The sequence below is a fragment of the Psychrobacter proteolyticus genome (genome assembly GCF_038155145.1).
GTDB classification, from domain to species: domain Bacteria; phylum Pseudomonadota; class Gammaproteobacteria; order Pseudomonadales; family Moraxellaceae; genus Psychrobacter; species Psychrobacter proteolyticus_B.
Map to the genome: position 1 here is coordinate 1 of NZ_JBAKAY010000108.1, position 225 is coordinate 225.

Here is a 225-nt window from a genome sequence, read left to right on the forward strand (position 1 = left end):
CAAATCTGAGGTATGGCAAGACTCTAACGATATGACGATGATGGAACCTAGTCACGAGCGAGCTTGTCATATATTGTTGGTAGAAGATGATACTGTTAATGCGATTATAGCCAAAAAAGCACTAACCAACAGTGGTCATACCGTCACTCATGTTACTGATGGTCAGCAAGCAATTGAGTCTTTTGCTCTATTTCCTGAACGTTATGACGTGATATTAATGGATCA

At 40.0% G+C, this 225-nt stretch carries 1 pseudogene; it reads left to right on the plus strand.

From position 1 onward, the window contains the following. Nucleotides 1–225, plus strand: a pseudogene (locus V6252_RS13165) (hybrid sensor histidine kinase/response regulator); the annotation flags it as partial.